The organism is Paraburkholderia dilworthii, from assembly GCF_000472525.1.
GTDB classification, from domain to species: domain Bacteria; phylum Pseudomonadota; class Gammaproteobacteria; order Burkholderiales; family Burkholderiaceae; genus Paraburkholderia; species Paraburkholderia dilworthii.
The window spans coordinates 1-7,042 of the sequence record NZ_AWZT01000097.1 but is presented as its reverse complement, the minus strand read 5'-3'; the positions used below and the strand labels follow the sequence as shown (position 1 = coordinate 7,042).

General features: G+C 58.4%; 7 protein-coding genes and 7 pseudogenes. 3 read left to right on the top strand and 11 right to left on the bottom strand.

Annotated features, from left to right (window positions below):
* Positions 1-375, top strand: a pseudogene (locus tag F759_RS43830) (LysR family transcriptional regulator); the annotation flags it as partial.
* A gap of 58 nt (positions 376-433) precedes the next feature.
* On the opposite strand, the pseudogene F759_RS44720 reads toward F759_RS43830, so the two are convergent.
* Positions 434-604: pseudogene (locus F759_RS44720) on the bottom strand (IS3-like element ISBvi4 family transposase); the annotation flags it as partial.
* Between the two features lie 71 nt (positions 605-675).
* On the opposite strand from F759_RS44720, the gene F759_RS41845 reads away from it, so the two are divergent.
* Positions 676-792, top strand: a complete 117-nt coding sequence (locus F759_RS41845) for a nitrogen fixation protein NifQ (RefSeq protein ID WP_407668572.1) — start codon at positions 676-678, stop codon at positions 790-792.
* A gap of 159 nt (positions 793-951) precedes the next feature.
* Here F759_RS41845 and F759_RS0134705 read toward each other — a convergent pair whose 3' ends face one another.
* The 10 genes and pseudogenes from F759_RS0134705 to F759_RS39695 form a co-directional block, all read right to left on the bottom strand.
* On the bottom strand, positions 952-1,437 hold the full coding sequence (locus F759_RS0134705) for a hypothetical protein (RefSeq protein ID WP_027803815.1): 486 nt from the start codon (positions 1,435-1,437) through the stop codon (positions 952-954).
* A 77-nt stretch (positions 1,438-1,514) separates the two neighbouring features.
* Positions 1,515-1,813, bottom strand: a pseudogene (locus F759_RS39715) (ferredoxin family protein).
* A pseudogene (locus F759_RS41840) lies at positions 1,810-2,499 on the bottom strand (NAD(P)-binding protein). Before F759_RS41840 ends, F759_RS39715 begins: the two co-directional pseudogenes overlap by 4 nt.
* Positions 2,496-2,638 (bottom strand): annotated as a pseudogene (locus tag F759_RS44715) (electron transfer flavoprotein subunit alpha); the annotation flags it as partial. The pseudogenes F759_RS41840 and F759_RS44715, both read right to left, overlap by 4 nt.
* 139 nt (positions 2,639-2,777) lie before the next feature.
* Positions 2,778-2,840 (bottom strand): annotated as a pseudogene (locus F759_RS45375) (hypothetical protein); the annotation flags it as partial.
* Positions 2,841-2,938: 98 nt separating this feature from the next.
* Complete coding sequence (gene nifV, locus F759_RS0134680) at positions 2,939-4,075, bottom strand: homocitrate synthase (RefSeq protein ID WP_027803812.1); 1,137 nt, start codon at positions 4,073-4,075, stop codon at positions 2,939-2,941.
* Between the two features lie 247 nt (positions 4,076-4,322).
* Positions 4,323-5,015, bottom strand: a complete 693-nt coding sequence (nodB, locus tag F759_RS41835) for a chitooligosaccharide deacetylase NodB (protein WP_084534451.1) — start codon at positions 5,013-5,015, stop codon at positions 4,323-4,325.
* On the bottom strand, positions 5,012-5,644 hold the full coding sequence (locus F759_RS0134675) for a NodA family N-acyltransferase (protein ID WP_027803811.1): 633 nt from the start codon (positions 5,642-5,644) through the stop codon (positions 5,012-5,014). Before F759_RS0134675 ends, nodB begins: the two co-directional genes overlap by 4 nt.
* Complete coding sequence (locus F759_RS40340) at positions 5,641-6,288, bottom strand: hypothetical protein (protein ID WP_152530799.1); 648 nt, start codon at positions 6,286-6,288, stop codon at positions 5,641-5,643. The genes F759_RS0134675 and F759_RS40340 overlap by 4 nt, the downstream gene beginning before the upstream one ends.
* Positions 6,289-6,402: 114 nt before the next feature.
* The gene (locus F759_RS39695; RefSeq protein WP_051377585.1) at positions 6,403-6,651 is read right to left on the bottom strand and encodes a hypothetical protein; all 249 of its coding nucleotides are present in this window, start codon (positions 6,649-6,651) and stop codon (positions 6,403-6,405) included.
* Between the two features lie 142 nt (positions 6,652-6,793).
* Between F759_RS39695 and nodD1 the strand changes: the two are divergent.
* Positions 6,794-7,042, top strand: a pseudogene (nodD1, locus tag F759_RS39690) (transcriptional regulator NodD1); the annotation flags it as partial.

Sequence of the window (7,042 nt, the reverse complement as noted above, 5' to 3'; positions counted from 1 at the left end):
TCGATGGGGCACGTTGTGGCCAAGTTCGGGCGTACGCGGCAGCCCTCCATCGAGGAGTGGTTTTTGCTCGAGCACGGTCTCAAGAGACGGGACGAGCTCATCGTGCAGAGCTTTAGCATGATCCCGCCCATGCTATTAAACACTGACCGTATAGGGACGATGCCCTTAAGGCTGGTCAAGCATTTCGAAAAAACGATGCCTCTGCGGATCGTCGAACTTCCGCTGCCANTTCCCGCATTCACCGAGGCCGTCCAATGGTCTGCCCTTCACAACAGTGATCCGGCAAGCAACTGGATGCGGGAGATAATATTGCAGGAGGCGTCACGCANGNTTNNTCCGCGTGAGGCCACGCGAAGACCAATCCACCCAAGTTAGGAAATAAGATCTTTCAGCAAGGTCTTTGCGGCATGGATTTGTGGGGTTTCGAGGGTATTGTGGCGACATAACGGGTATCGCCACACCAGGCCTGATTCGGCGCAGTGACGGCGAGCGCCTGATCGAGCAGGTTCGGCGCGACCGGCAAGCCGTGTGTCAATCGGGTTGTTGCCTTGAATTTGCGTTTTTGGTTGCTACACAACCTTCGCTTGCGACGCAGTCTCATTATCGGATGTACGCCGAATTATCGGCATTGCTGGGCTACCGGTTTCCACGGCTCGCTGGAAAAACGTCCACGGCATGAAGTGGAAAAAATTCCTCTACAACCACGTGTGCGAGCGCGAGGCGTCGATTATCTGCAAGGCTTCAAACTGCTGCTATTGCGCCGATTTCACGGATTGCTTCGGGCCAGAATGAAGGTCTGGCTGTCTAGGTAGCCCAGCGTGCGCGCCCGCGCGAAGTGTGCGGTGAGCGTCGGCTTTGACTACTGAAACGATCGCCACGAACTGCAATGGAGTTCTGCCATCGCCATGCCGGGGACATATTGTCAATCTATCAGTTAATCTTCCGGCGGCGTTATCGGGACCCGGACTGTGCGAGCAAGGCTTCCACGACGTCCAAGCCTATGCAATCGATCGGGTCCAGCCTGCGCAGCTTGGCGATCAGCTTCAGTGCAACGACGCGCTCACCGCGCCGCACGCTGATGAACGCGAGCGCCTTCAGTGTGAAGAGCCAGAAGCGGCCCGGACCAGGAATGGTGAAGTCGGTGTCGCCCGGCTGTACCGCACACCAGTCGCTGTCGAGCGACGCTTGCCGGGCGGCGACCGCTAAAGCCTTGGTTGCGACCTCCTGCGCCTCGCCAAGTTCACCCCTGTTCGCATGGAACTTATACAGCAGATAATAGGGTGGCAGGCAGCGGGGGTACGACAGGACCGCAGTCCACAACGCGGCGGCCAGATCGTCATTGCTGCCGCTGCGGGTTCTCTCGATCAGCAGTAGCACAGGGGAGGGAACGTTGCCGCCGAAGAGATCGGTCGATTCGATACCAGTAATGAGATTCATCAATTTGCTCCGATATGGTGAGGCGTCCGGCCGCTGTTCCGGCGCTCGGAAGCCGATGTGACGATGGATGTGTTTGTCTACCCGAACTTGAACTGGATGCCATGGCCGCCGCGCGGATACTCCCATTCAAGGTTGTGATGGTTAGTGCCTGGAATGCGGCAACTACCGCATTCCAAGCAGCCGTCGGCAATCAGCGTGAACGAGCCGTTGCTCTCCTTCCGATAACGAGGCCGGGCAGACGAACGCGCAGCTTTTTTTCGGCACAGTCGCTGGTGCAGACTTCAACGTTTTTGATGTGGACGTGCGGCCGCCCGACGTCGGCGCGGTAGCGGTTCTGAAACAGCTTTTCCTCGATATTGACAGTGACCGTTTTCATCGGAAGGCTCTCCAGAAATTGTCTACCGTGATCACGGTGCTGGCCGCTTGAGCGACGAGATCACGGCATGTTGTAAAGAACTGTAGATTGCGATGCGGAATTTCTGGCATCTCGCGGTATTTGTGCAAATCCTTCATCACGACTCTTGTCGAGCGCGGCCTTGTACGCCGACAGCACGTTAGCGCGGTAGCCGCGGCAGCCGGCTGCTTTTGAGGCTATCGCCGTCTCGGCGGCGAGGCGTCCCGTGGTCATGGCGAGGTGGGAATCTTCGCGATGCGCGGCGTTGACGAAGCCGCCCGAGTCACCGACGATCATCCAGCCATTGCCGTACATTTATAGAACCACTTGTCGAACTGCGCGCGGATGATCGTATAGCAGCGGTTATACGGCGGCTTGTTGTAGTCGTCGCTGCGTACGTGGGTGCTTAGGAACGAAGTATCGTCGAGCATCCACATGCGCTGCTCGATGATGTGGCGCTCGAGTGGCACGTGGTCATGAAAGTCCGGAATGATCTGTTTCAGCGCGTCGGCATAGAGGATTGCGCCTTGAGCGCTCTCGCTGCCGGGATATTCGCCGCGCTCAATCTGAAGCACCTTCAGTCCGCTCCTGGCCATAACGTAGGCTGTTGCGTTGCCGGACGGTCCGGCGCCCACGACGATCGCATCGAATTGCGAGCGCTCTCTCATCTAACTCTCCTTATGTGCCGGATTTGCCGCAGCGCCAGGTGGTCCTTACAGGCATGCGTCAACGCTGGGAGCGTTGCAGGGCGTTCCCGACAATGCCATAGTGCGCGTAGTCGAAAATTGGTGCCGTCTGGTCGGTGTTGGATTGCGACGATTACGCACCGCGGGCGTGGATACAACGAAGTCGTTGTGGGCCTTCTGCAGTAGCATGGATAGACGGCGAGTACGGCCGGCGCGTTGTTACGCGGCAGTTCTTTCTGTTGCTGGATGTACTGAAAGAAGCGCTTGAGCATGTGCAGGCGGCTCACGTTCTGCACTTCTCGTCGAATGCGATGTCGAAGAATCGCAGGAAATCCTCGGCCGACGACAGGTGACGCAGTTGTTCGATAACTTCTTGCATGTCGTTACTTCTATTGGACAGGTTTGGCCGCCATAACCACACTCACGACACCTTCACCCGCGTGCTGTGGGCTTGGGTCAGGAAGCGGCGCAAATCGCTTGCATCCGGCGCCTGCTTGTTCTGCGTGACGAAAGATCGGATGCGCGCAAGCACGAGCGGGATGAGCCGGTCCGACACCGTCACGCCGAGAGCGTCGTAGGCCTCACGCACACTTTGAGATCCAGAATGTTTCCCGAGTATCGTCGACCGTTGCCGCCCGAGCTCTGCTGGATCGAATCCCTCGTAGGTCGTGGGGTGCTTCGCGAGGCCGTCGGTGTGAATGCCCGACTCGTGCGTAAAGATGCTCCTACCGATGATGCTCTTGTTGAAGGAAACTGCGCGGCCTGAGGCTTGTTCGACCAGCGACGAGATGTCGGGCAGCGCTCTGGTGTCGACGCCAGTGTCTCGTCGCAGGAGGTGCCGCGCGCCCATCACGACTTCTTCAAGCGCTGCATTGCCGGCGCGCTCACCCAGCCCGTTGACGGTGGTGCTGGCATGGGTCGCGCCGGCTCCAAGGGCGGCCAGTGTGTTGGCTGTGGCGAGTCCGAGGTCGTTGTGCGCATGGATTTCTATCTCCAGATCGACGGCAACGCGCAGCGCTGCAATGGCGTGGAAGGTCTTAAAGGGGTCCAGGATACCGACAGTGTCGGCAAAGCGCACGCGCTGGGCCCCGTGATGCTGCGCGCATTCAGCCACTTCTATGAGAAATGAGGGATCCGCGCGCGAGGCGTCTTCCATGCCGAGGGAAATGCTGGGATGGTTTTTCGCTGCCTCGTCGACGACGCGTGCGATCTGCTCCAGTACCCAACTGCGCGACTGCCCCAACTTGTGTTGCAAATGAATATCCGAAACGGGAACCGAGAGATGAACGATATCGGCATCGCAGCGCAATGCCGCGATGAGATCCTCGTCGGTGAGGCGCCCCCAAACCATCAGGCGCGCGTCGAGGTTTAGGTCGACGATTGCAGCGATGCACGCCATTTCGTCTTCGCCCATGGCAGGAATTCCGATTTCGAGTTCGGCCACGCCGGCTTGCGACAGTGCGGCGGCGATCGCGCATTTTTCCTCGGTGCGAAACGCGACGCCGGCGGTCTGCTCGCCGTCGCGAAGTGTCGTGTCGTTGATGATCGGATTGAGCATGTCAGATCTCTTGAGTTGTCGCCGATGGATCGCAAGCGTTGTGCCAAGCGAGCATCTACAGTCGGAGCGCAATTTTGGGGATGTTGACCGGCACAATGTCGGATTATGGCGTTGCATCATCCGATTGTTAGTGTCGCGAATGTTACGTTCCGGACAATGCGGCCGCGCTGGAGGTGGCTCGATCGGTTCCGTCCGCTAGCGGACAGAGACAGTCGAGAGCAGCGCATAAAACGAGACAGCGACAGTGCTAGTTGCGGCAAGCACGTTCATAGGGCGTCTGGTTCGCCCGGTGAGGTTGAGGAAGCGATCGGATTGCAAACCCCCGGTCATGCAATGCCGGAATCATGAGGGAAAGTGCCGTGAGGGTCTGCTCGCGCCGACCAGCGTGAGCACATCGTCCCAACTCATCGGGAGGGCATCCGTCGTGCAAGAGCACAATTGCACCCGGCCGGACAGAGGCCAGCACTGCGCTGACAATCGCGTCCACGCCGGGACGAGACCAGTCTCGCGGGTCTACCGACCAATGGAGGGGCGCCAGTCCAGCGCTCGCTGACGTAGTGAGCACTGCTTCGGTCCACATGCCATACGGGGCACGCATATATCGCAGCGAAGCTCGGGGGCTCGCCATCCTGATGACCCTGCTTGCCGTTAGTATTTCCTGTTGTACTTCGGTGCGTTCGCATCTGGATAGGTCCGGATGAGTCATCGTGTGGTTTGCGACCTCGTGCCCTTCTGCGATGATCCGTCGGATCAGCTTCGGCTGGTCCGCTGCATACGCGCCGATGACGCAGAAAGTCGCTGGCACCCGGTGTTCCGCCAGCACATCGAGGACGTCCGGTGTGCAAAGTGGATTAGGGCCGTCGTCAAACGTCAAATAAACGCTGCGACGTCCGGTGGTGTCAGCGCACTCGCTGCGCGCTTCGGATAAGCAGTGCCTCACAGCTCTGGCCCGTTCCGATCAATTATCGTTCCGGTCGGCCAATCGCTCATTGACCGTCCAATCGGTAAGACGACAATGAGTACGTCCTCGATGCGCGTGGGCGGCATGTCGATATGCACTTCTCGAAGGGTCGACCTCACGCGAACTCCAGACACAATAGTCGCCAGACCGGGTCGGCCGAGTAGCCTTGCAATATGTTGCCGCAATGCGTGTCGAACCGTGCCGAAGCCGAATGGAACGCCAAGTTCCTGCAACACGGGATACATCACGCGCATTAGATGAGGGATTCCGAGTCCCTCAAGATCCGGACGTACCGCGTACAATCCTAGTTCGGCCACTAGTAGATCGACTGCGCCAACCTTGATGAAACGACGCAGTGCGCCGATATGAGCCGCTACGCCGCGCGCGTCGTAGCCGATTGCGCGGAACTCTGGCCTCGCACCAGCCCAACTGTGATTGCCTTCGAACGGTTTTGCATTAAACGCCCCGGTCGGTCCGTAGGTCTTTCGGAAGAACTCGGACAGTTCGATGTGATCGGCGAGTCGCAACTCATTTTCCCAAACCAGCCTCCACCGCACCTGAGAGCGCATGGAGAGAGGTCCTCTAGCTGTGGACACGGCGAAATTCACGACTGCCTCCTATGCGCCGTCCGGCCTTTGAGGGTGGACCTGACGGACGCGAAGGACTTGCTGAGAAAGCGGTTCGATTTCAAGGAATCATCTGCACTCTGGAACAGTTCTGGGACGAAACCAGAAGAAAAGAGTATTTCCGTCAACGCTTCACGGGCCGATCGAACCTCATCCACGATGGAGATTACATCAAGTGCACGTGCCTTTCGCACCGGATCTACCGAAGACTTCCCCCGCATCTTCCGCACGATCTGACCGCGATTGACACGAGATCCATTTGGCCGGGTCGCTGAAGCATTTGGCACCTGCAATCGGCTACTTCCAATTCGTCGCGAAGCCAAGGCGAAGTCGAGGGTTGCCTCAACTGTAAGAAGGTAAGCGGCCGATATAGAAAGGGTTTGGAGAACTATGCGAAGTTTTTCCGGTAGTAAGCGCCTGCGCGACCTGCCAGACGCTTGTCGGGTCGTGTCGGCGCGATCCAGCTTGCCCATGCCGCCGAAGACCTTGGCCGCATTGGACATGTGCCTCGGTTGATGCTCGGCGTACACCTGAAGCTTTTTCTCGGAGTCAGGGCAAAGATCGACAACCATATTGATATGCCTAAATTCTAGTTTTCCGGCCCGACGTTTTGTTAGAGCATTCATGAGAGCGTCCACGAGAAATTGACTTGAAATTCGGTGCCGTATCCGCCGAGAAAGTACAGCGAGTTCGGCATCGGCGTTTCCTTCGTGCAGGTGATGAAGCGTGGCCAGTCGTCTTCATGTTCCCACCGTTATGGCCACCCGTCGGGCCGTACCCACCGATGTTGCGCCATGCGTGGGCCAGTCGCAGACCGACTGCCCGCTCACGCGGAGTTGCTCGGCAGTGAGCCTGCGATTGGTCCTGTGTCCGAGCAGCGACAGGGCCGCCGCTCGCGTGCGCGTGTCCCGGTCCCGATGCATGTGGTTGATCGACAACTGCTGCAACGTCGTTTCCTCGGCTTCGCTCAGTTCTACGACACACTTCATCCGCTACCCCCGGCGCCACGAAGGCGCCAGCAGGTTTGCGAAATTGAAGTGGATTTACCAGGAACACTATCCTCCATGCCGTACAATTCGTAAAATCGATTGTTTTGATGGAACACATCTACATTATGGATAACTTGGGATCATGCGTTTCAAGGGCCTCGATCTGAATCTCCTCGTCGCGCTCGATGCTCTGATGACCGAGCGTAATCTCACCGCNGCGGCACGCAGCATCAACCTGAGCCAGCCGGCCATGAGCGCGGCCGTCGCCCGGCTACGCGCCTATTTCTGCGATGAACTATTTACGATGAGGGGCCGGGAACTTGTCCCAACACCGCGTGCAGAAGGGCTCGCTGCTCCAATCCGCGAGGCTCTGGTGCACATCCAGCTCTCC